Source organism: Alkalimonas sp. NCh-2 (assembly GCF_039631345.1).
Lineage (GTDB): Bacteria > Pseudomonadota > Gammaproteobacteria > Enterobacterales > Alteromonadaceae > Alkalimonas > Alkalimonas mucilaginosa.
In genome coordinates this window covers 451,741-472,007 of record NZ_JBDIUV010000001.1, presented here as the reverse complement: position 1 = coordinate 472,007, position 20,267 = coordinate 451,741, and the positions used below count along the sequence as shown (strand labels likewise).

General features: G+C 50.0%; 18 protein-coding genes and 1 other RNA gene. 13 read left to right on the top strand and 6 right to left on the bottom strand.

The window, feature by feature from the left end; genetic code table 11:
• The first annotated feature begins 19 nt into the window (after positions 1–19).
• From bamA to tilS, 10 genes are read left to right on the top strand one after another with little or no spacing between them, the layout of a single operon-like run.
• Positions 20–2,506 carry an outer membrane protein assembly factor BamA gene (gene bamA / locus ABC502_RS02235; RefSeq protein WP_330087926.1) on the top strand — a complete coding sequence of 829 codons (2,487 nt, stop codon included), beginning with the start codon at positions 20–22 and terminating at the stop codon, positions 2,504–2,506.
• Between the two features lie 19 nt (positions 2,507–2,525).
• Positions 2,526–3,047 (top strand): OmpH family outer membrane protein, encoded by a 522-nt coding sequence (locus ABC502_RS02230; RefSeq protein WP_345914757.1) that lies wholly within the window; start codon positions 2,526–2,528, stop codon positions 3,045–3,047.
• Positions 3,048–4,091 (top strand): UDP-3-O-(3-hydroxymyristoyl)glucosamine N-acyltransferase, encoded by a 1,044-nt coding sequence (gene lpxD, locus ABC502_RS02225; protein ID WP_345914756.1) that lies wholly within the window; start codon positions 3,048–3,050, stop codon positions 4,089–4,091.
• Positions 4,092–4,110: 19 nt separating this feature from the next.
• Positions 4,111–4,563 carry a 3-hydroxyacyl-ACP dehydratase FabZ gene (gene fabZ, locus ABC502_RS02220; RefSeq protein ID WP_330087923.1) on the top strand — a complete coding sequence of 151 codons (453 nt, stop codon included), beginning with the start codon at positions 4,111–4,113 and terminating at the stop codon, positions 4,561–4,563.
• Position 4,564: 1 nt separating this feature from the next.
• Positions 4,565–5,335, top strand: coding sequence for an acyl-ACP--UDP-N-acetylglucosamine O-acyltransferase (gene lpxA, locus ABC502_RS02215; RefSeq protein WP_330087922.1), 771 nt, complete (start codon positions 4,565–4,567; stop codon positions 5,333–5,335).
• A 51-nt stretch (positions 5,336–5,386) separates the two neighbouring features.
• On the top strand, positions 5,387–6,559 hold the full coding sequence (gene lpxB / locus ABC502_RS02210; RefSeq protein ID WP_345914755.1) for a lipid-A-disaccharide synthase: 1,173 nt from the start codon (positions 5,387–5,389) through the stop codon (positions 6,557–6,559).
• Positions 6,552–7,148, top strand: a complete 597-nt coding sequence (gene rnhB / locus ABC502_RS02205) for a ribonuclease HII (protein WP_330087920.1) — start codon at positions 6,552–6,554, stop codon at positions 7,146–7,148. Before lpxB ends, rnhB begins: the two co-directional genes overlap by 8 nt.
• Positions 7,145–10,618 (top strand): DNA polymerase III subunit alpha, encoded by a 3,474-nt coding sequence (dnaE, locus tag ABC502_RS02200; RefSeq protein ID WP_345914754.1) that lies wholly within the window; start codon positions 7,145–7,147, stop codon positions 10,616–10,618. The genes rnhB and dnaE overlap by 4 nt, the downstream gene beginning before the upstream one ends.
• A 28-nt stretch (positions 10,619–10,646) precedes the next feature.
• Positions 10,647–11,603 (top strand): acetyl-CoA carboxylase carboxyl transferase subunit alpha, encoded by a 957-nt coding sequence (accA, locus tag ABC502_RS02195; RefSeq protein WP_330087918.1) that lies wholly within the window; start codon positions 10,647–10,649, stop codon positions 11,601–11,603.
• Between the two features lie 21 nt (positions 11,604–11,624).
• Complete coding sequence (tilS, locus tag ABC502_RS02190) at positions 11,625–12,965, top strand: tRNA lysidine(34) synthetase TilS (RefSeq protein ID WP_345914752.1); 1,341 nt, start codon at positions 11,625–11,627, stop codon at positions 12,963–12,965.
• Between the two features lie 5 nt (positions 12,966–12,970).
• Here tilS and ABC502_RS02185 read toward each other — a convergent pair whose 3' ends face one another.
• Together ABC502_RS02185 and ABC502_RS02180 are read right to left on the bottom strand one after the other, a co-directional pair.
• Positions 12,971–13,870 carry a GGDEF domain-containing protein gene (locus ABC502_RS02185; protein WP_330087916.1) on the bottom strand — a complete coding sequence of 300 codons (900 nt, stop codon included), beginning with the start codon at positions 13,868–13,870 and terminating at the stop codon, positions 12,971–12,973.
• A 153-nt stretch (positions 13,871–14,023) separates the two neighbouring features.
• Positions 14,024–15,166 (bottom strand): patatin-like phospholipase family protein, encoded by a 1,143-nt coding sequence (locus ABC502_RS02180; protein WP_330087915.1) that lies wholly within the window; start codon positions 15,164–15,166, stop codon positions 14,024–14,026.
• A 171-nt stretch (positions 15,167–15,337) separates the two neighbouring features.
• Between ABC502_RS02180 and ABC502_RS02175 the strand changes: the two genes are divergently transcribed.
• Positions 15,338–16,240: a DUF3014 domain-containing protein gene (locus ABC502_RS02175; protein WP_345914751.1), complete on the top strand. Its 903-nt coding sequence runs from the start codon at positions 15,338–15,340 to the stop codon at positions 16,238–16,240.
• A gap of 181 nt (positions 16,241–16,421) precedes the next feature.
• An RNA gene (gene ffs, locus ABC502_RS02170) (signal recognition particle sRNA small type) lies at positions 16,422–16,518 on the top strand.
• Between the two features lie 11 nt (positions 16,519–16,529).
• Here the strand turns inward: ffs and ABC502_RS02165 are convergent.
• Positions 16,530–16,790 carry a late competence development ComFB family protein gene (locus tag ABC502_RS02165; protein WP_330087912.1) on the bottom strand — a complete coding sequence of 87 codons (261 nt, stop codon included), beginning with the start codon at positions 16,788–16,790 and terminating at the stop codon, positions 16,530–16,532.
• 134 nt (positions 16,791–16,924) lie between these two features.
• On the opposite strand from ABC502_RS02165, the gene ABC502_RS02160 reads away from it, so the two are divergent.
• Positions 16,925–18,019 (top strand): tryptophan 2,3-dioxygenase family protein, encoded by a 1,095-nt coding sequence (locus ABC502_RS02160; protein ID WP_330087911.1) that lies wholly within the window; start codon positions 16,925–16,927, stop codon positions 18,017–18,019.
• On the opposite strand, the gene ABC502_RS02155 is transcribed toward ABC502_RS02160, so the two are convergent.
• From ABC502_RS02155 to ABC502_RS02145, 3 genes are read right to left on the bottom strand one after another with little or no spacing between them, the layout of a single operon-like run.
• Entirely contained in the window at positions 17,993–18,922 is a 930-nt protein-coding gene (locus ABC502_RS02155; protein WP_345914750.1) for a histone deacetylase, read from the bottom strand. The two genes, ABC502_RS02160 and ABC502_RS02155, sit on opposite strands and share 27 nt — an antisense overlap.
• Before the next feature lies 1 nt (position 18,923).
• Entirely contained in the window at positions 18,924–19,475 is a 552-nt protein-coding gene (gene priC / locus ABC502_RS02150; RefSeq protein WP_345914749.1) for a primosomal replication protein PriC, read from the bottom strand.
• A gap of 1 nt (position 19,476) precedes the next feature.
• Complete coding sequence (locus ABC502_RS02145; protein ID WP_345914748.1) at positions 19,477–20,256, bottom strand: TSUP family transporter; 780 nt, start codon at positions 20,254–20,256, stop codon at positions 19,477–19,479.
• Between the last annotated feature and the right edge of the window lie 11 nt (positions 20,257–20,267).

The following is a 20,267-nucleotide window of genomic DNA, read 5'->3' as shown; positions in this document are numbered from 1 at the left end:
AGTTGTCCACAGAATGATAATGAAACGTTTAGCAGCTGCAATGCTGCTCGCTGGAATCAGCCACACGCTACATGCAGACGAACCCTTTGTGGTTCAGGATATTCAGGTTGAAGGCTTGCAACGGGTTGCCTTAGGGGCCGCACTTAATAATTTACCTTTTAATGTTGGTGATTCGGTTACTGACTTTACCTTGTCGCGAAGCATTAAAACACTGTTCTCTGCCGGCCACTTTGATGACATCCGTGTGTTACGGGATGGCAATACGGTGATTTACCGCCTGAAGGAACGTCCTACAATCAACAGCATCGAATTTGATGGCAATAAAGACATCAAAGATGATCAGTTAAATGAAAGCTTATCGGCACAGCGCATTGAGGTTGGCGAGCCATTGGACCGCACCATACTGCGCAGTGTCGAAAATGGCCTGACGGAGTTCTACCATGGTGTTGGTAAATACCAGGCCTCTGTTGAAGTAGAACTGGTGTATTTGCCGCGCAACCGGGTGAATGTCAAGATCAAGTTTGATGAGGGCGATGCCGCTTCGGTACGCCAAATCAATATTGTCGGGAACGAAATCTTCGACAACGATACCTTGCTGAGGGTGTTTGAATCCGGTCAGGACAAACCCTGGTGGCGCTTTATGGGTTCTGACCGTTATCAAAAACAAACGCTGCAAGGCGACTTTGAACGGATGCAGAGCTACTATCTGGATCGCGGTTACCTGCGCTTCAACATTGACTCGTCCCAGGTGTCGGTCAGCCCGGACAAATCCTCTGTCTATGTTACGTTAAATGTCACTGAGGGTGAGCAGTACACCGTGACTGGGGTGCGCTTTGCTGGCGACCTGATTGGCCAGGACACCTTAATTGAGCGTATTGTACCGATCAGCCCAGGTGAATTGTACAACGGTGCTTTGGTTACTTATTCAGAAGAGACAATCAGTCGGATCCTGGCCCGTTTTGGTTATGCCAACTCGCGGGTAACCACCATCCCGGATATTAATGACGACACCAAAGAGGTGGAGTTGACAATTCACGTCGATCCAGGCAAACGTATTTATGTGCGCCGTATTGATATTGCTGGCAATGCCAATACCAAGGATGAGGTGTTTCGACGTGAGTTAAGGCAGTTGGAAGGGGGCTGGTTGTCCAACGATGCGTTGGAGCTTTCAAAACAACGCATTCAACGCCTGCCTTACGTTGAGCGTATTGAATTTGAAACCCGTGATGTGCCGGGCATTGAGGACCAGGTGGATGTCACCTTCAACGTCCGTGAGCAGCCGTCGGGTAGCTTTAATGCCGGTATTTCCTATGGCGATTTCCAGGGGCTTGCCTTCCAGATCGGAGTGGAGCAAACCAACTTTATGGGCTCTGGTAACAGTGCTGGTATTAATCTAAATACCAACAAATACCAGAAAACCCTGGCGCTTAATTACAATAATCCATACTTTACCCTGGACGGGGTAAGCTTGGGGGGGCAGGTATTTTATACCAAGACGGATTACAGCAGCCTGAGCTCTAACCTGGAAGCGTATCGGCAGACCCGCTATGGTTTTGGTGCTTCTATGGGTATTCCAATTAATGAATACAACCGGCTGAACTTTGGCGCTACCATTAGCTTCAATAACCTTAGCTTGTTACAGGACTACGACCAGTTACGCCATTTTAAAAATGTGCTATTGGATGGTAATGATCCGGATGGCCGTTTGAAGTATGTGAACTATGAGCTGACTGCAGGCTGGGTACAAAGCACGCTGAACCGCGGCCTGTTCCCAACCGCCGGCCATTACTTTGGTTTGAATGGTCGTATTTCTACGCCTAATTCAGATTTGCAATTCTTCAAGACATCCTTTGAAGCGCGCAAATACATCCCACTTAGCCGTGATCACAGCTGGACCTTTATGAGTAAGCTGGAGCTTGGTTATGGCAATGGCTACGGCAGTCGCAATGGCTACGATCATACCTTGCCATTTAACGAGAACTACACTGCGGGTGGTTACAATATTCGGGGCTTTGAACACCGAATTATTGGGCCGCGGGCAGTATTCCGTTTGCCGACCAGTATTCCCGGCTTGCCGGATCCGATAACGGGGGGCAGCACCAACCTGCCTGGTGATCCATCGACAGATCGCTATAGTGTTTCACAGCGTTCAATTGGTGGTAATGCGATGGCAGTTGCCACACTGGAGCTGATCACACCGACGCCATTTGTTGGTGAAGACAACCGTAACTCGGTACGAACCAGTATCTTCCTCGATGCCGGTAATGTCTGGGATACCGAGTTTGATTTTAATCGCTACGCAAATCTGACGCAGCAGCGCCAGTTCGATCGGGAGCCGCTCTTGGCAGATTACTCCGATCCGACTATGATTCGTGTCAGCACAGGGGTATCCTTACAGTGGATTTCCCCGATGGGGCCACTGACGTTTAGCCTTGCTAAGATCCTCAATAAATACGAAGGTGACTTGCAAGAAAACTTCAGCTTTAATATTGGTACAACATTCTGATCATTTTGACTAAAGGACGATGACGTTGAAAAATTTACTTGTAAAAACAGCCGCTACTTTGCTTCTTGCTGCTTTATTACTTGGCGCTACTGCTGCACAAGCAGCAAAAATCGCCTTTGTGGATGTGCAGGCTATTGCCAGCCAGTTGCCTCAGGCACAGCAAATTCAGGAAACTATTATGGCTGAATTTGGTGAGCGCATCGAAGCCATTGGCCAGTTGGAGCGTGATATCAACTTTAATGTAGAAAAAATTCGTCGGGATGGTCCAACCATGAGCGAAGCTGAACAGCAACGCTTGGCTGAAACCATTCAGCAACAGCAAATCCAGTATGAGCAGATGGCTCGCCCTCTGGATGAGCAAATGCGTCAGCGCCAGGCGGAAGAGCGCAATAAATTGCTGGCGGTGATCAAAAATGCTATCGATAAAGTGGCAGAACAGGGCAACTACGACATCGTGCTTAACTCCGGTGCCGCTGTGTATGCAAAAGACAGCTACGACATCTCTGCAGCTGTTGTCCGTCAGATCAGCAGCGGCAACTAAATGAAGCGTTGGACTGCATTGCAATTAGCTCAGCACCTTGATGCTGAGCTAATTGGATCTGAAGAACAGGAAATTAGCAGTGTTGGTACACTGGAGCGCGCGCGAGCCGACCAGGTGAGTTTTTTGTCCAATCCGAAGCTCAAGCACCTGCTTGCCGATTGTCAGGCCGGTTTGTTGTTGCTAAAGGCGGAGGATAAGGCCCTATGGTCAGGCGCTGCGCTGCTGGTTGCTGATCCTTATGTCGCTTTTGCTAAGATTGCCCAGTTATTGGATTCCACACCACCTGCGGCCTTGGGTATTCATCCGACAGCACAGATTGATGCCGGAGCAACTCTGGGCAAAGGGGTATCCGTTGGGCCTTATGCGGTGGTATCCGCCGGTGCCGTGATTGGCGATAATGTTGAGATTGGCGCCCATTGTTTTATTGGCGAAGCGGCCACTTTAGGTGCTGGTTGCCGGATTTGGCCTAACGTGAGCATTTATCATCGTGTCGAGCTTGGTCAAAACTGCATAGTACACAGTGGTGCTGTGTTGGGAGCTGATGGCTTTGGCTTTGCGAATGAGCGTGGTCGCTGGTTGAAAATTCCTCAGGTCGGTACCGTGCTGATTGGCGATGACTGCGAAATTGGTGCTCAGACCTGTATCGACCGTGGTGCGCTTGAGAATACAGTGATCGGCAATAATGTCATTATCGACAACCTGTGCCAGGTAGCACACAATGTGCGCATTGGTGACCATACAGCCATTGCTGGTTGTACGACCATTGCAGGTAGTGCCACCATTGGTCGTTATTGTATTATTGGTGGTGCCGCTGTGATTAATGGCCATATTGATATTTGCGATGGTGCCCAAATTAGCGGCATGGCAATGTTGATGAAACCCGTCACTGAAAAAGGCGTCTATACTTCAGGTATACCAGCCACCACCAATGCCGAGTGGCGTAAAAATACCGCCAGGCTTCGCAAAATTGACCAGCTGTATCAGCGGGTCAAAGCTCTTGAGCTGCAGCTGGCAGCGAGCAAGCGTACAGACGAACAACCCTAATTCATGCAGAGGATCCACTTTGGCTAATCCCATTTCAAGCCTGGAAGTACAAGACATCATGGCATTGTTGCCACACCGCTATCCGTTTTTGTTGATTGATAGAGTGCTGGATTACACGCCAGGGGAAAGTCTTACTGCCATTAAAAATGTCACCATTAATGAGCCCATTTTTACCGGACACTTCCCTGGACGTCCTATTTTTCCCGGTGTGCTGATTCTTGAAGCCATGGCGCAGGCGACTGGTATTTTAGGTTTTAAAACAGCTGCTGAACGCTCTGAGAATGAACTCTATTTATTCGCGGCCATTGATGAAGCCCGTTTCAAAAAACCGGTGGTGCCAGGTGATACCATGGTGCTGGAGGTTAAGTTTTTAAAAGAACGCCGCAATATGTGGAAATTTTACGGTGAGGCCAAAGTCGAGGGGCAACTGGTCTGTTGCGCCGAGTTGATGTGTGCCAGGAGAGAGTTCTGACGTGATCCATCCATCTGCAGTGATAGAGCCAACAGCTCAGCTTGGCAAAAATGTGACCGTAGGTCCTTTTAGTTACATCGGTGCCGGTGTGGTACTGGGGGATGATTGCATTATTGAGTCCAATGTGGTGATCAAAGGTCCCAGTATCATTGGCCGTGGCAATCACTTTTTCCAGTTTGCCAGCATTGGTGAAGCCTGTCAGGATAAGAAATACAAAAATGAACCGACAGAGTTGATTGTCGGGGATTTCAATATTTTCCGGGAAGGCTGTACTGTACATCGTGGCACCATTCAGGACGAAGGCCGAACCGTTATTGGCAGCCACAATCTGTTTATGAATTACACCCATGTCGCCCATGACTGTGTCATTGGCAGCAATGTAATTTACGCAAACAATGCTTCTACTGCAGGTCATGTGCATGTTGGTGACTGGGTTATTTTGGGCGGCATGAGTGGCGTGCACCAGTTTTGTCACCTCGGCGCTCACAGCTTTATCGGCGGTGGTGCCATTGTTCTGAAAGACGTGCCACCTTTTGTGATGGCGAATGGTAACCCGGCAACCCCTGTGGGGATTAATACTGAGGGTTTAAAACGACGTGGTTTTACCGCAGAAACGCTGCTGGAAATTCGTCGTGCTTACAAAGAAATTTACCGCAAAGGGAATACCGTGTCAGAAGCGGTTGCTGCTCTGGCTGCGCAAAGCGAAGCCAATGTCGAAATCCGTCGTTTGACTCAGTTTATCGAGCATTCAAAGCGCGGTATTATTCGTTAATCCACAGTGCAGGCTGCAACTTCGGTTGTGGCCTAGGTTGGAAAGTCCGCTATGCCTTCTAAAACACTCTCAGCTGCAGCCCCTCGTATAGCCATCATTGTAGGCGAGCATTCCGGTGATATTCTTGCTGCTGGCGTGATGGAGGCAGTGTTACGTCTTCATCCTGATGCCAGCTTTTATGGTATTGGCGGGCCACGCATGCAGGCACTGGGTTTTGATGCCTGGTTTGATATGGAAGAGCTGGCAGTCATGGGACTGGTGGAAGTGCTGGGACGCTTGCCACGCTTACTTCGCATTCGTAAAGAGCTGATTCAACGCTTGCTGGCCGAACAACCAGACCTGGTGCTGGGGGTGGATGCACCGGATTTTAACCTACCCGTAGAGCATAAACTAAAACAGGCAGGACTTACCACGGTTCATTACGTTAGTCCTTCGGTTTGGGCCTGGCGGCAGAAACGGATCCATAAAATAGCCGCAGCCACCGATCTGGTGCTGGCTTTGCTTCCTTTTGAAAAAGCTTTTTACGATAAGCATCAGGTACCTTGCCGTTTTGTCGGCCATACTCTGGCTGATCAGATGCCAATTACGCCTGATAAAGCGGCAGCCAAAGTCTCCATGGGGTGGCATAGTCAAACTGTACTGGCGCTAATGCCAGGCAGTCGCAGTAATGAAATTAAGCTGCTTAGTCCGGCCTTTTTGCAAGCGGCTGCCAGGCTAAAAGCCATACAGCCAGAGCTGCAGCTGGTATGCGCTATGGTGACAGAACAAAAAGCTGCCATATTTCAAGCCATCAAGCAGCAAGTGGCACCGGACTTGGAGCTAAGGCTGGTGATTGGTCAGTCCCGGCAGGTGTTGATGGCCGCGGATGCGGTCTTTATTGCCTCTGGTACCGCCACGCTGGAAGCCATGCTGGCCAAATGCCCGATGGTGGTTGCCTATAAATTGAATGCCATTACGTTTCAGCTGGCAAAATGGCTGGTGAAGATTGATTATTTCAGTTTACCCAACCTGCTGGCGAACGAAGCCCTGGTGCCAGAGTTGTTACAGCATGAAGTGAACCCAGATGCTTTGGTGGCTGCGATGCAACCATTGTTAGGACAAGACGCGAACTCTCTTATCCAACGTTTTACCGAGTTGCACCAGCAACTGGCTTGCGATGCCAGCCAGCAGGCTGCTGAAGCCATCCTTACATTAATAGCAACGAGTAGTAGTTCGCATGACTGACTTTATCCGGCCAAATGCACGCTTGCTGTGCGGTGTTGATGAAGTTGGGCGAGGCCCCTTGATTGGAGCCGTTGTCACCGCTGCAGTGATACTTGATCCGTCCCAACCGATTGCTGGTTTGGCGGATTCGAAAAAGTTATCGGAAAAAAAGCGTCAGCTACTGGCAACTGAGATCAGGCAAAAAGCCTTGTGCTGGAGTCTTGGCCGGGCCGAGCCGGCAGAGATTGACCAGCTAAATATTTTGCATGCCACCATGCTGGCAATGCAGCGAGCTGTTGCCGGGCTAAGGATCCAGCCGGAATGGGTATTGATTGATGGCAATCGTTGTCCAGAGCTGCCGGTACCTGCCAGCGCTGTCGTCAAGGGTGATAGTAAAGTGGCAGAAATCAGTGCGGCCTCGATTTTAGCCAAGGTGGCCCGGGATGATGAAATGTTAGCCCTGCACCAGCGCTATCCGCAATTTGGTTTTGACCGTCACAAAGGCTACCCGACGGCTGAGCATATGGCAGCTATCCGGCAGTTTGGTGTTTTGCCCGAACACCGGCGCAGTTTTAAACCGGTACAGTATCAGTTAGAGTTGATGGCATGACCCAGCCTGCTTTCGTTCATTTACGTGTTCACAGTGACTTTTCCATGGTTGACGGTGTCGCCAAGGTTAAGCCTATCTTAAAAGCTGCCCAGCAGCTGCAGATGCCCGCGTTGGCCTTAACAGACACCATGAATCTGTGCGGTTTGGTACGATTCTATGGCGGCGCTATCGACGCCGGCATCAAACCCATCATCGGCGCTGATTTCTGGGTGCACGACGCAGAATTAGCGCAGGACAGTGGGCGCATGGTGATTTTAGCTGCTGATAACACCGGCTATAAAAACCTGACTTTACTGATTTCCAAAGCCTATCTACGGGGCCATCTGGATGGGAAGCCCCAAATAGATCACAGTTGGCTGGCTGAATACAGCGAGGGCTTGATCCTGCTCTCTGGCGCTAAAGATGGCCTGTTAGGCAAAGCACTGTTAAAGCAAAACACTTCCGTTGTTGAACAGCTTACGGCTTTTTATCAACGGCACTTTGCTGGCCGGTTTTATCTCGAATTGGTCCGTACCGGCCGGGCCGAGGAAGAACAATACATTCAGTTGGCGGTCGATTTAGCTGTCCAGACTGATTTACCGGTGGTAGCTACCAATGAAGTGGTTTTTTTGCATGCTGATGACTTTTCAGCGCATGAAATCCGGGTAGCGATTCATGATGGTTATACGCTGGATGATAAGCGACGGCCCAAACGCTATTCAGAGCAGCAGTATCTGCGCACTGAGCAGGAAATGCTCACGCTGTTTGCAGATATTCCAGAAGCGTTGGCCAACTCGGTCGAAATTGCTAAACGTTGCAATGTCACCATTCGGTTGTATGAATACTTTTTACCGGCGTTCCCAACCGGAGGTATGACTGACGCGGACTTTTTGGTGTTAAAGTCGCGGGAAGGATTAGAGCAGCGCTTGGAGCAGTTGTTTCCGGAACCTGCCGAGCGGGCGGCAAAACGTAGCGAATACGATGAGCGGTTGCAAATTGAACTGGATGTGATCAACCAGATGGGCTTTCCCGGCTACTTCCTGGTAGTGATGGAGTTTATTCAGTGGAGCAAGGACCATGGTATTCCGGTTGGGCCGGGACGGGGTTCGGGTGCAGGGTCGCTGGTGGCTTATGCGTTAAAAATCACCGATCTGGATCCGTTGGAGTTTGACTTACTCTTTGAACGCTTCCTAAACCCGGAACGGGTATCCATGCCCGACTTCGACGTCGATTTTTGTATGGACAGACGCGATGAGGTCATTGAGCATGTGGCCGACATGTATGGCCGGGAAGCGGTATCGCAAATTATCACCTTTGGTACCATGGCCGCCAAAGCGGTGATCCGGGATGTTGGCCGGGTGCTGGGGCACCCCTATGGTTTTGTCGATCGTATTTCAAAGCTGATACCGCCGACGCCAGGTATGACGTTGGAGCAAGCATTCAAAGAAGAGCCACGTCTACCAGAACTGTACCAGCAAGATGAAGAAGTGCGGGACTTGATTGATATGGCCCGGCGACTGGAGGGGGTCACCCGCAACGCCGGTAAGCATGCCGGTGGTGTGGTGATTGCACCGACCAAAATTACAGATTTCTCCCCCTTGTACTGCGATGATGAGGGCCGCAACCCTGTTACTCAGTTTGACAAGAACGATGTAGAAACCGCGGGCCTGGTCAAGTTCGACTTTCTTGGATTACGTACTCTGACTATACTGCAATGGGCAGTCGATATGGTCAATGCCCGGCGACAACTGCAGAATCAGCCATTGGTGGATATCAACAGCATCCCGTTGAATGATCCTCAGAGTATTCAGACCTTATTACGTGCCGATACCACGGCAGTGTTCCAGTTGGAATCCCGTGGTATGAAAGACTTGATTCGCCGTTTAAAGCCCGACTGTTTTGAAGACATGATCGCTTTGGTGGCTTTGTTTCGACCCGGGCCTTTGCAATCGGGCATGGTGGATAACTTTATCGACCGCAAGCAGGGGCGGGAGGAGATCTCCTACCCGGACGCCAATTACCAGCACGAATCGCTTAAGCCCATTCTGGAGCCGACCTACGGCATCATCCTGTATCAGGAGCAGGTGATGCAAATTGCTCAGGTATTGGCTGGTTATACCCTGGGTGGCGCCGACTTACTGCGCCGGGCCATGGGTAAAAAGAAACCTGAGGAAATGGCCAAGCAACGGGCTGTATTCGAGGAAGGTGCCCGCAACAACGGCATTGATGGTGAGCTGGCCATCAAAATTTTCGACTTGGTTGAAAAGTTTGCCGGTTATGGTTTTAACAAATCACACTCAGCGGCTTATGCATTAGTATCCTACCAAACGCTGTGGATGAAAACTCACTTTCCAGCCGAATTTATGGCTGCGGTGATGTCGGCAGATATGGATAACACCGATAAAATAGTGACTCTGGTGGATGAATGCGACCGGATGAAACTGAAATTGTTGCCACCGGATGTGAATGCCGGCCAGTATAAGTTTACTGTGGATGAGCAGGGGCGCATTATTTACGGTATTGGTGCGATCAAAGGCGTGGGTGAAGGCCCTGTTGCCGCTATTATTGAAGCGCGTGAGCGCTTGGGTAATTTCACTGATTTGTTCGACTTTTGCTACAAAGTTGATTTGAAAAAGCTGGGCAAGCGGGTAATTGAAAAGTTGATCCTGGCCGGAGCTCTGGATCGTTTAGGCCCGCACAGAGCGGCTATTTCTGCCAGCCTGGAAGATGCCGTCCGTGCTGCCGAGCAGCAGGCGCATGCCGAAGCCATTGGGCAGGAAGATCTGTTTGGTGCCTTAACACCAGAGCCTGAGCAGGCGATGCAGTCATTTCGCCAGGTAGCACCCTGGCCGGATGAAGTCTGGTTAGAAGGGGAGCGCGAGACACTGGGGCTCTACTTAACTGGTCACCCGATCAATCGTTATCTTGATGAATTGAAGCACTATGTTGGCTGCCGCTTAGTGGACCTGCAGCCAACACGGGGAGAGCAAAGTCTCACCGTTGCGGGTTTAGTTGTGGCAGTTCGGGTGTTGGTGAATAAGCGTGGCCGTCGCTGGGCCTTACTGACACTGGATGATAAATCAGCCCGTGTCGATGTGCGTTTGTTTCCTGACCAGTTTGATAGCTTTGAATCCTTACTGCAAAAAGACAAAGTTTTAGTGGTCACCGGACAGGTACGATTTGATGATTTCAGCGGGGGCCTTACAATGACCGGCCGGGATTTGGCTGAAATCACGTCTGTGCGGGAAAAATATCTTAAATCGCTGCAAATTACGCTAAAATCAGACCAATGTGATGCTAAGTACCTTGAGTTGCTGCAGCAAACTCTGGCAGAGCATAAAGCCGGAACTGTACCTGTGTTGCTGCATTATTTGCGTCCGGAAGGTAAAATTAGTTTACGTCTGGGCAGCGAGTGGTGGGTAACACCAACCGATCTGTTGCTGCATCAGCTCAGGCAACTGGCTGAAATAGAATTAGATTTTCATAATTGAACCGAATAAAAAGAAGGTTTGACGACTCATGATGTTAAATTATCTGGAATTTGAGCAACCTATTGCCGAGTTGGAAGCAAAGATTGATGAGCTGCGTAATGTCAGCCGCAATGGCGACTTCGATCTTGGGCTGGAAGAGGAAGTCAACCGACTAAAAGAAAAGAGTCTGGCACTGACAAAAAAAATCTTTGCTGATTTAGGCGCCTGGCAAGTTGCGCAATTGGCGCGTCACCCGCACCGGCCTTATACGCTGGATTACATTGAGCATATGTTTACCGATTTTGATGAGTTGGCTGGTGATAGAACCTTTGCCAATGATGTTGCGATTGTCGGTGGCACTGCACGGCTGGATGGTCGCCCGGTGATGGTGATTGGCCACCAAAAGGGGCGTGATACCAAAGAAAAAGTGCGGCGTAACTTTGGCATGCCCCGGCCAGAAGGGTACCGCAAAGCGTTACGCCTGATGGAGATGGCAGAACGTTTCAAGATGCCTATTATTACCTTTATTGATACCCCGGGGGCTTATCCGGGCATTGGTGCTGAAGAGCGGGGGCAGAGTGAAGCCATTGCCCGTAACCTGAAAGTAATGGCCGGTTTAAAAGTCCCTGTGGTTTGTACTGTGGTTGGTGAAGGTGGCTCCGGTGGAGCTTTGGCTATCGGGGTTGGTGATCGGGTGAATATGTTGCAGTACAGCACCTACTCGGTGATTTCACCAGAGGGCTGTGCCTCTATTCTTTGGAAAAGTGCGGAAAAAGCAGCTTTAGCTGCAGATGCTATGGGTATTACCGCAGAGCGGTTAAAAGAGCTGGATTTGATTAACCGGGTGGTGCCGGAGCCTCTGGGCGGAGCCCATCGTAATCCAGAGCAAATGGCGTTGTCATTAAAAGAAACCATTGTGAGTGATCTGCAGCAACTGGATACCTTATCCGTGCAGGAGCTGCTGGATAAACGTTATCAGCGGTTGATGTCATTTGGCTATTGCTAGGCTGCTGTTAAGTAAGCGGCCATGACCGCAGCACAGCAAGCACAAACGAGCAGGCAGCTGGAGGAGACTCTGGCTGCTTGTTTGCATCGGTACCAGCCACAGCAGGTGGTGCTGGCCTTGAGTGGTGGTATGGATTCCATGGTGTTGTTGGAGCTGTTGCACCGCTTGCGGCAAAGTGCCGATTGGCAGTTGAAAGCTGTGCATGTGCATCATGGCTTGCATGCATTGGCCGACGATTGGCTGGCCTTTTGTCAGCGTCAATGCGCACAACGGGCAATTCCCTTTCTTTACCACAAAATTCAGCTGGCAGGTCGGCACAATCTAGAAGCAAGGGCTCGTACAGCGCGCTATCAACAACTAGAGCAATACTGCAGTCAGGCTGATAGTTTGGTGCTGACGGCGCATCATGCGGACGATCAACTGGAAACCTTGCTGTTGGCATTAAAGCGGGGCAGTGGACTGGCTGGTTTATCCGGTATCGCGGCGATTCGTCCTTTTAACAAAGGGTACCTGCTTCGTCCTTTACTGTCGATTAGCAGGACACAGCTGGAGTCTTTTGCTGCCATGGCACAGCTGGCGTGGGTGGACGATCCAAGCAATCAGGATACTGGCTTTGATCGCAATTTTTTGCGTCAACAGGTGGTGCCTGTATTGCAACAGCGGTGGCCAGACTTTGCTCAAACGGCAGCACGTAGCATGGCACATTGCGCCGATGCGCAGCAGCAGTTGCAGCAACAATGGCAGCAGCAGTTACGACCTTTTATTCATGACAAAGGTCAGGTGCTGCAGTTGGCGGCATTGCACGGCAAAGAGCGCAGTGTGCGTAATGCCTTGTTGCGTTGCTGGTTAGGGCAGTTTCAACTGAATCCTGAGCTGGCCTGGTTAGATACTTTGCATCATGAGGTGATTGCTGCCAAAGCAGATGCCAGTCCTCAGCTTGCCATACAAGGCTGGCAAATTCGACGCTATCAGCAAGCACTTTATCTCACCAAAGCGGTGCCTGAGCTGGCAGCGGATTTTGAACTGTTTTGGTGTGGGCAAGAGGTGCTGGATTTACCTGCAGGCCTTGGACAATTGCATTTTGTTTACGCTGAGAGTCCACCTGCGGCAGGCTGGTTACCATTGCCAGCCACTACGGATTTGCTTATTTGTTTTGGCCGTTTGAGCCTTAGCTTTAAGCCTGCGGGCGCGCTTCATAGTAAGCCTCTTAAGCAATGGTGCAAGCACTGGCAATTGGCTCCCTGGCAACGGCCTTTATTGCCTTTACTGCTGCATGACAATCAGCTTATCGCTGTGGCTGGAAAGGCCAGCGCTATTGCAGCAGAGTCTGCAACTTTGTGGTGTCGTTTCACTCAGCCATAGCAGTGTCAGGCTTGGCGCACCCGGTTCTTGCCGGCATCCTTGGCTTGATACAAGGCTTTGTCTGCAGCAGTGAACAGATCGCTGGCGCTTTGATTTGTTTGCCAACGGGCAATGCCGACGCTGGCTGTGACCTGATGCTGTTGGCAAAAGTGTTGGCGCAAAATCGCTTTAACTAAACGCCGGCCAATCAACTCGCTGCTGGTAACATCGTCACCAGTGAGTAAGACAGCGAATTCATCCCCGCCAAAACGGAACAAGGAGTCGGTAGCTCTTAGGGTTGAATGCATAGCGCTGGCTACGGCAATCAAAATATCGTCACCGGCAGTATGCCCAAAGCGATCATTGACTTGTTTAAAATTATCCAGATCCAGCAGCAGCACCGCACATTGTCCTTGGGTACGTTTGGATAGTTGGATTGCCTTGTCCAGGCTGTCATCAAAGAAGCGACGGTTACCAAGGCCTGTCAGGGTATCTTTAAGAGCCATTTGTTGCAGGCGGGTAACAATCAGAGCATTGCGTAACGGATACAGCCACTCTACTTCCAGCACTTGCAGTTTTTTGCACACCAAAGGTGTAAAGGGTTGATCGCTGCAGTACTGCAGCTTAGCTAAACACTGATCTTTTAGCATGAGCAGGCTACGCTGCTGGTACCTGGCCTGGGCTGACCCAGCGGCCTGAAACTCACCGACAGCTGTCTGCAACTCTACGCCGGATAGTGGCAGAATATTGCCAGCAGCCATCGCAAAAAGTTGCAGCTGCTCTTGCAGATCCAGACTGGTTTGTAACTGTGCCAGCAGTGTCTGATGTTCTTGCCCTTCACCACTATGCCAGTATTCATCCGTCGCAATAGCCGCGTAACTTAAGGCATGCGGCAGACTGATTTCAGAAAGTAAACACAAGCTCATATCTGTATCTCGCTTCAGTAGATACCAGTTTTATAAGCAATTACTAAGCCAATATAATTAAATGCTATGGATCAATCACTTGATACAAGCTATGGCTCGCAGTTGTTCTGCTACTGCCTGGATGACGGTTTCTTGACGATGAGTCAGTCGTTCCTATGTCTGTTGCAGGAACTGCATGATGTTGTCCAGTTGATGCATGCCGTCTTCATAGCCACAATCGATTAAACGGCGGGTGTACTCCTGTTCGAACAGCAGATAACTGGCAAGGCTGGAGTCAGAATGCTGACCAATACCCATCAACCGGAAGATGCTGCGAACGGCGATAGGCAATGATAAATAATGCTCGCTGGCAATCTGATTAAAGTTCTGACTGGGATTGATCAGCAAGCTATCAATGGGTTTTAAATTGGTTTGGATCTGGTGTTGTCGCATCGTTTCAATCGTATTGTTGATACGCTGCATTCGCTCGAGATCGGAGTTCAGGGTGTCGGCAAAGATGGTATCCAGCAAATGCCCTGCGATGGTTGCAAGTCCGGGGTGGTGAGGCAGCCGCTCACTAAAATCATGACTTCGGGGTTGCTCCAGGCCGATCACCAAAATTTTTTCTGCTCCTAAATGGATGGGAGCCGATAATGGCGAGAGCTGATTTACAGAGCCGTCACCAAAGTATTGCTGGTGGATTTGCACCGACGGGAACAGCACCGGAATGGCAGCCGATGCCAGCAAATGGTGAAGACCTAGCAGGGTACGCTGACCGCACCGTTTTGCGCGTCGCCATTCATCGGCGCTGTCAGATTGAAAAAAAGTGATAGAATCACCATTGTTGTAGCTGGAGGCGGTGACGGATACACTGGATAGATAGCCACCCAGAATATTGCGATCAATACGCTTTAGATCCAGGATCTTACTGAGCAACTGCTTTAATGGCGTGTTATCAAAGACGCTCACCGGGCGTTTATTGGCATAATCAGCCTGAAAAGCACTAAAGAGGCCACGCAACAGATGCCGGAATACACGCGGATAATCTGAGTAATAGACTTGATTCGTATGGAACTGCCGCCAGACCCATTCAATTTTTTTCACCCCCAGATGAAAGCACGATGCATAGCAAGCAATGCCGGTGCCATTGATGGCGCCGGCTGAGGTACCACAAATAATATCAAATGGGATTTTGCTGTTACGTGGGTACCGGGTCGCTATCGCTTTTAGCACCCCCACCTGATAAGCAGCCCGGGCACCACCACCCATCAGCAACAGGGCTGTCTTTTTTCGTGCTGTGGATGTAGTTGGACTCATGAGGCTGAACTTTTACTCCAATCAAGGCTCTGTTGACTTAACTTGCTGGCAATCTGGCAGATATTGCATTTCATCGTGGCCATTGTATGCTGAGCAAGATAGGAATGCGACCTGACTTTAGTCTGGCCGCAGAGCTGAATGAATGCAACTTTTACCTGCAATGAGGCAACTATGTCAGAGCACGAATCGTCTGAAGCATCCGCATCTGGTCAGCACTTGTATTATCTGGGACTGGCCGCTGTCGTCTTGGTAATCTTGGTTGCTGTTTGGTTACTGTTTCGGGGGGACCCGGAAATATCTGAACCAGAGGTGAGGCCAGTAGCTGTGCCTGAGCAGCCGGAAATAACCGAAGCACCGCCGCCACTGCCGGTTGAACCAGTGTTTGAACCCAGGGAGCCTGAGCTGGTGGTAGAGCCCATAGTGAGCCATGAGTCGGCTGTAGATGATGGATTGCAGGAGGATGAACAGCGTCAGGTTGCCCCTGAGCCAGAACTACCGGCCTTAAATGAATCGGATGCAGCCGTAAGTCAGTCGCTGTTGCAATTACCATGGCAACCTGGTTTGGCTGGTATCTTTGTGCGTGAAGATATGGTGCGCCGTTTTGTGGTACTGACAGACAACATCAGCCGGGGACAAATAAGCAGTGAGCATTTGGTGTTGCAAACGCCGCAGCAGCCTTTTGCTGTTAAGCGGGATGGGGAACAGCTGCTGCTGGACCCTGCTGGCTTCGTGCGTTATGAACCTTATCTAAGGTTATTGGAAAGTGTGCCGGCATCGGCTCAGGTGGCGTTATTGCGCCAGTACCAACCGCTGTTGGATGAAGCTTTTGATGAGCTGGGTTATCCGGATACATCTTTTGAAAGCCGTTTGTTGGAAGCTATTGATTATCTGCTGGAACAGCCTGTGATGGATGGTGTCTTTGAGCTGGAGCTGCCCAGTGTGATGTATCATTTTGCAGAGCCTCACCTTGAAACAATGAACGATGTGCAAAAGCAGCTGATCCGGATCGGGCCAGCAAATCAGCGTCGATTGCAGCAGCAGTTGATAAAGTTGCGTCAGGAGTTGCAACAATGATTCGAACGGCTAATTCGTTGGCGCTTGTCATCGGATTTGCAGCAAAAAGCGGCGGCTTTTAAAGTCTGATAAGCTGCACAACTGATGTTTTGTTGTGCAGCCAGTACTGTGGTAGTTGCAACTAAGGCCGGATTTGCGCATAATGCGCGCCTGCCATCTTGATGGCACACTATGGTAACCCCATGGGTCCTCTCGCAATGCTAGTAGGTGAACCCGGTCAGGTCCGGAAGGAAGCAGCCGCAGCTTATGACGCATGTGCCGGGATGTGGCTGGTGGGGTTGCCACCCACCTACCTTTGATTGCTCAAAAACTCCACTGCTTTGCGCACGGCTTCCTCCACTTTCATTTGCATCTCAAAACGCTCACTTTGTGGCAGGTAAAAAGCCATATCGACTTCGTAACGGATGTAGCGCGGCGGCAGCTGATTAAGAATAATGCAACACAAATCTGCCAGGTAGTCCTGATCTTTGTCAATATCCAGGCCCTGTGCCGAAATATATTCCAGCACCAGCTTTTCGTAATAATTATGAATATCATCATTCATTGTCATAGGTAAGGCCTCATTCGTAAAGCAGAAAATACTGTTACCAAGCATAATCGGCTTTCTGAAAAAAAACCACTGCATTGGTAATGCAGTGCTGCGTTGATACAATGGCGCTACTTTATCAGTATGAGCAAAGAAATATGCAAAAAAATCAAAAGCCTTGCTATTACGGCGACTATCTGCAGCTGGATAGCATCCTGAATGCTCAAGCGCCGGAAAGTGCCAATTACCATGCTGAAGCGCACGACGAGACCCTATTTATCATCGTGCATCAAGTCTATGAACTTTGGTTCAAGCAAATTTTGCATGAGTTGAAAGCAGTGTTGGCTGTGTTCGCCGCCGAGGAAGTCAAAGATGAGCAATTGACCGGCATAGTGCATAAGTTAAAGCGGGTGATTAGTATTCAACAATTGCTAAACCAGCAAATTGCAGTGATGGAAACCATGACGCCGCAAGACTTTATGTCGTTTCGTGATTACCTGGTACCTGCTTCTGGTTTTCAGAGTGTGCAGTTTAAAATGTTGGAAATAGGTCTTGGCTTAAAAAGCGATTACCGAATTGATTTTGATAAAAACTCATTTTACACCCGTCTGAACGAGAAAGATCGGAGTTTTCTGCAGGCATTAGAGCATCAGCCCAGCTTGTTCGAGTTGATCGAAAAGTGGTTGGAACGTATGCCGTTTCTGGAGTTTGGTGACTTTAGTTTCTGGCAATTGTACCAGCAGGCGACTCAAGCCATGTTGGATAGCGATGAAGCCATTGTGTTAGGCATTGAGCAGTTGGCCGACCAGGAGCGGGCTTTGCAATTGGCCGAAATCAACAAAACCCGGCAAAAATTTGCGGCCTTGCTGAATGAAGCAGAGTATCTGCAGTTACAGCAGCAGGGAGCCTTCCGGCTGAGTCAGCGTGCAATGTTGTCGGCGCTATTTATCAGCTTGTATCAGGAAGAGCCGGTGTTTAACCTGCCATTCCAGTTGTTAACTTGCCTGACAGAAATCGATGAAAACCTGACGATCTGGCGCTACAAGCATGCCATGATGGTACAACGGATGCTTGGTACTAAGATTGGCACTGGTGGTTCTTCCGGTCATGATTATCTGAAGCGGACTACCGAAAAAAATCGAATTTTCACTGACTTGTTTCACATGGCCACTTTTTTACTGCCAAAAACAGCATTACCAGCTTTACCGGTAGAGCTTAAAAAGCGTTTAGGTTTTTATTTTGCTGGCGATTAGATTATTCTCAAGCTCTAAAGCGGCTTTGAACAGTTGCAGGTGAAGCTGAGTTAGGGCTGCAAGATCACGTTGATAGCCACCGCCAATCACAGCTGCCACTGGTATTTGGTGCTGACGGCAGCTTTGTAACACCAAGCGATCGCGCTGTAATAAAGCTGCCGTACTCAGTTGCAGGTGCCCCAGCTCATCCTGTTGATGGCAATCGACTCCGGCATCATAGAGTACCAGCTCTGGCTGATACCAGTTTAGCAGGCAACTGAGTGCTTGCTCCACTTCTGTGAGGTAGTCTTGCTCGCTAATAGTGGCAGGTAGCGACAGATCCCAGTCTGATTGTTGTTTATAGTAAGGGAAATTTTTGTCGCAGTGCACTGAGCAAGTGATGATATCCGGATTATCAGCCAGCATCCTTGCTGTTCCGTCGCCTTGGTGTACATCAAGATCAAAAATCAGCAGACGCTTTACCCCTTGTTGTTGCATCGATTTAGCAGCAAAGACCAGATCATTGAATAAACAAAAACCAGAGCCTTGATCATAAAAGGCATGGTGATAACCGCCACTTAAATGCAGTGCAAGTCCATGCTGCAAGGCTAGTTCGGCGCAGAGTCGGGTGCCGGCAATCGAAGCCAGGGAGCGGGCGATAAGCTGTTTTGACCAGGGAAAGCCAATACGGCGCATTGCTTTGCCATCCAACTGACCCGAGCAGAGCGCATCTATGTAATGTGGACAGTGGGCCAGTTCAAGCTCATGTTGTTGCAATGGCTTTGGTTGCTGAAATTGGCTGGCTGGTACACCAAGTGCAAGCAGTTGTTGCTGCAGTGCATGGTATTTCCCAATAGGGTAGCGATGCCGCTCTGGCAGCATTAAAGCACTATAGCTGGGGTGATAAACCAGAGGTAGTGTCATATCAGCGCTTGTGCTGCTCCTGAAATTGGATTTGTTGCTCTACTTCACTAATAGCGCGGCGGCAACGGCCGAGCCGGGCCTGGACTGCCAGTTGCTGTTGTACATCTTTATTCTGCTGCTGAGCAAGGCGTAGCATATCTTCCAGTCGTTGCTCGTACTCTTTGTACTGGCTTAGTTGATGGTAGAGATCACGGCTGGATTGGGTTAATTGCTGCACCACTTTTTGTACTTTGCGCTTAGTCACTTTAAAGTTTTTGCGGGTGTCACTGTTGGCAAAAGCACGCGTTAAAGCGTTGCACTGTGCCGCAATACGCTCGGCCAGCCGTTGTTGCTGCTCGGAGCTTGCTGCTTGTTGGCCACTGCTGCATAGTTGCAACCGATGCAGCTGCTGCATGGCTTCATCCACATAATCGGTGAGGTAGGGAGAGTGGCAACTGAACAAATCGGTTTGAAACCAGTCCTGAGGTTTGCCGGCTATAGGTACCTGATCCAGTATTTTGGCTTGTTGGCGAAGTTGCGTTAAACGTTGTTTTAACTCAGTAAGGGCAGACATACTAACTCCAGGCCTGCCAGGCCAGTCGAAGGGCAATTGCCACTACCACGCTGATAAATACCGGGCGGATAAAGCGACTGCCAAAACGAATGGCTGAATGAGCACCAAGCCAGGCACCTGCCATCAGGCAAAGCCCCATCGCCAGGCCTAGCAGGATAAATACATGGCCCAGTAACAGGAATACCGCCAGAGAAACACCATTACTAATGAAGTTCATGGTACGAGCCACACCGCAGGTAAGCAATAGGTTGATACGGTACAACGCCATGGTAGAAACCATCCAGAAAGCACCGGTACCGGGGCCTGCAACCCCATCATAAAAACCAAGCGCCAACCCCTGGCTGCGTTGTTGCCAAAACAAGCGACGGTTTTGCCTGGGCAACTCCAGTTGGTCATCCGGTACAATACGGTTAAACAGGGTGTAGATAGCTGCCAGCAAAATCACCACCGGCAAAAACTTTTCCAGTGACTCACTACTGAGCTGATCGACCAGCAAGGTACCCAATACGGCACCGATAGCGGTATAGAGCAAACTACGGCGCCAGAACACAGGATCAAACAAGCGTTTACGATAATAGGTCACGGAGGCAGTGAAGGAGCCAAAAGTCGCAGCCAGCTTATTGGTGCCAAGCGCCAGGTGAGGCGGCAACCCTGCGGTCAAGAGTGCAGGTATGGTGAGTAAACCACCACCACCGGCAATCGCATCGATAAAACCGGCCACAAAGGCAACAGTGCAAAGGATAACAAGCACACTGGGGTCGATAGCAAATTCAGCGAACAAATCGGCAGGCC

Coding starts and splice junctions, on each gene's coding strand:
- rnhB (WP_330087920.1), top strand. CDS start 6,552: ATGACTGACTTTATCCGGCCAAATGCACGCTTGCTGTGCGGTGTTGAT.
- lpxD (WP_345914756.1), top strand. CDS start 3,048: ATGAAGCGTTGGACTGCATTGCAATTAGCTCAGCACCTTGATGCTGAG.
- ABC502_RS02230 (WP_345914757.1), top strand. CDS start 2,526: ATGACGTTGAAAAATTTACTTGTAAAAACAGCCGCTACTTTGCTTCTT.
- ABC502_RS02185 (WP_330087916.1), bottom strand. CDS start 13,870: ATGAGCTTGTGTTTACTTTCTGAAATCAGTCTGCCGCATGCCTTAAGT.
- bamA (WP_330087926.1), top strand. CDS start 20: ATGAAACGTTTAGCAGCTGCAATGCTGCTCGCTGGAATCAGCCACACG.
- lpxB (WP_345914755.1), top strand. CDS start 5,387: ATGCCTTCTAAAACACTCTCAGCTGCAGCCCCTCGTATAGCCATCATT.
- ABC502_RS02180 (WP_330087915.1), bottom strand. CDS start 15,166: ATGAGTCCAACTACATCCACAGCACGAAAAAAGACAGCCCTGTTGCTG.
- dnaE (WP_345914754.1), top strand. CDS start 7,145: ATGACCCAGCCTGCTTTCGTTCATTTACGTGTTCACAGTGACTTTTCC.
- accA (WP_330087918.1), top strand. CDS start 10,647: ATGATGTTAAATTATCTGGAATTTGAGCAACCTATTGCCGAGTTGGAA.
- ABC502_RS02155 (WP_345914750.1), bottom strand. CDS start 18,922: ATGACACTACCTCTGGTTTATCACCCCAGCTATAGTGCTTTAATGCTG.
- tilS (WP_345914752.1), top strand. CDS start 11,625: ATGACCGCAGCACAGCAAGCACAAACGAGCAGGCAGCTGGAGGAGACT.
- priC (WP_345914749.1), bottom strand. CDS start 19,475: ATGTCTGCCCTTACTGAGTTAAAACAACGTTTAACGCAACTTCGCCAA.
- ABC502_RS02160 (WP_330087911.1), top strand. CDS start 16,925: ATGCAAAAAAATCAAAAGCCTTGCTATTACGGCGACTATCTGCAGCTG.
- ABC502_RS02175 (WP_345914751.1), top strand. CDS start 15,338: ATGTCAGAGCACGAATCGTCTGAAGCATCCGCATCTGGTCAGCACTTG.
- ABC502_RS02165 (WP_330087912.1), bottom strand. CDS start 16,790: ATGACAATGAATGATGATATTCATAATTATTACGAAAAGCTGGTGCTG.